General features: G+C 47.6%; 3 protein-coding genes. 2 read left to right on the top strand and 1 reads right to left on the bottom strand.

Annotation, left to right across the window (positions count from 1 at the left end; translation table 11 throughout):
* Window positions 1-1,410 (top strand): insulinase family protein (locus tag OEM52_14990; protein ID MDK9701439.1); only part of this gene is annotated, 1,410 nt, incomplete at its 5' end.
* Between the two features lie 27 nt (window positions 1,411-1,437).
* On the opposite strand, the gene OEM52_14985 is transcribed toward OEM52_14990, so the two are convergent.
* Window positions 1,438-1,602, bottom strand: a complete 165-nt coding sequence (locus OEM52_14985; GenBank protein MDK9701438.1) for a hypothetical protein — start codon at window positions 1,600-1,602, stop codon at window positions 1,438-1,440.
* On the opposite strand from OEM52_14985, the gene OEM52_14980 reads away from it, so the two are divergent.
* The coding region (locus OEM52_14980) for a hypothetical protein (GenBank protein MDK9701437.1) at window positions 1,601-2,115 on the top strand (515 nt) is incomplete at its 3' end. The two genes, OEM52_14985 and OEM52_14980, sit on opposite strands and share 2 nt — an antisense overlap.

Here is a 2,115-nt window from a genome sequence, read left to right as displayed (position 1 = left end):
GCTCTACGCAATGCTATCACTCAAGCGTTCGACAAATGGCAAAAGACCGGTTTGACGATTAATGCTTTGAAACTAGCCCAACTCCGCGCAAAGAAAGAAGAACAGAAGTCTTCGGAACAATTGCAATATTGGGGACTCTTTCGCGCACAGAAAATCGCGATAGCGCCGGAAGAAGTTTGGCGGCGAATCGAGACTGAGCGTGAGAAACTAACTGCGTCCGATGTGAAGAAAACCTTTACTACAACGGTCGCTGCGCCTATGATGCTATTCATCGAGACGCCGCTCAAGATGGAAGCAGCTCTCAATGATTCGAAGATTGCTTTAAAGGATACAATGCTTGCCAACGGTGTCAGAATTGTCGCCCGACAGTCTCCCGGAAACAGTATCGTTGGCGGTCACTTATTGTTTGCCAACCGTAGCTTGCGCGAACCGCAAGCGATGCATGGAATCGCCGAGTTAGCCCATACATTGTTGGAGTCCGGCTCAGCGAACTATTCAACCGACAAATGGCAAGACACTTTAGCCGCCTTAGGCTTGGAATGGAAAACTGCCGACGATCCCAACATTCCATACGATAATTACTACACAACCTCCGAATTTAGTTTCATCCGGTTTGATGTGCCGGTCGCGAATCTAAACCCATCCCTGTCGCTTATCGTATCAGCTATACAAGCGCCCCGTTGGGATGAGAGTAGGTTTGAACAGGCAAAGAAAGCAGCACTTGGGCGTGCTGGTCGTGAATCGGGTACTGCCCGTGCTCTTGCCCAAATCGAGCTTGAAAAGAAACTGTACAGCGGCGAGGTTCAACCTTCTCCTTATGGAACTCCAGCATCCTTACAGGGAATAGATATTTCCACTGTCAAAGCATTTTCCAGTACTTACTGGAGTGGAGCGAACCTCATTGTTACTCTCGATGGTCCTGATACCCCGGAACAGATGATATCGGCTGTGATGCCTGCACTTTCCTTGTTATCGAAAGGCGAGTCGGTGCTGAAATCGGAACGAAAGATCGTAACCTCGAGTGGTGAAGTCACAGTGAAAGCTGGGAAGTCGCAGTCATACTTGATCGTGGTTAGCCACAAGCCGGTTAGTGACAATTTGTCGGACGAAGCGGTAGCTGTTGCTGGCACCCTTTTATCGAACCGGGTACAACAGGTCTTGCGTGAAACCAAGGGCTGGGCGTATAATGTTGGTGCATCGGCAGCATTAGCAAGCGATGGTGTGATGATTTCGATGACAATTGGAACGAAAAAAGAGCTTTTGGATAGTGCGGCGATTGAGATGAAAAATGTGTATCGTAATTTTCTGATCGCCACTTTACCGGATTCGGAAATCACCCGCACACAACATTCGATTGCCGGTCGGAACCGAATGCGCGAAGCTGGACGCCAATATCGGGCGTTTCGGTAGGGACTGGCTGCCTTAAATGGAATGTCATTACCGACTCTCTTTCCCGGTGCGAATCGCTATGATAACGTAACGGTAGAGGAAATCCGGAAATCCATTTCGAGTTGGCCGCAAGAATTCCTGACCATTCGAGCGGAATGATTTGGTGATCCGTAACTTAGCAGTTATTTTGCAACGTTTGATTTGAGGAACCATGCCGCTTTCCCAAGACGAACGGGAACGCTACCGTAAAAGAATACGCTCCGATCTCGAGAATGCCAACAAAGAAGGCAAATCAGCGGAAGATATTCAGTTTACTGATATCGTAAAACCTGACCGAACTCGTCTGCAACAAATTCAACATATCCGGGATGAAGTAGAAGACGAATTCTATTCTCATCACCCGGAGTATATCCATTATGTCGATCGTTATGGTATCAAGAAGTGGGTATTAGAGGACGAGCTTCGCATCAAACGTCAGAAGGGGCGTGCCCGCCGTAACGCTAAGCGGCAAAAGCAGATTGGTGGAATCCGAAATATTCTATTGATAGCGATTTTGGTTCTGGCTTCTTATGTCGGATATCGGGTTTATCAAAGGATTAACATTCCACCAGCAGTGAAAATTATCGCAAATGTCGAAACTGGAATGGTTTTCGTCAACAACCAGATATCAAATTTGAAACCGAATGGGACGGCGAATCTATCACCCGGTGAGTACACATTTGGTAT

The sequence above is a fragment of the bacterium genome (assembly GCA_030247525.1).
GTDB lineage: Bacteria > Electryoneota > JAOADG01 > JAOADG01 > JAOADG01 > JAOTSC01.
Note: the sequence above shows the minus strand (reverse complement) of the source record. Positions and strands in the feature narration are given on the sequence as shown.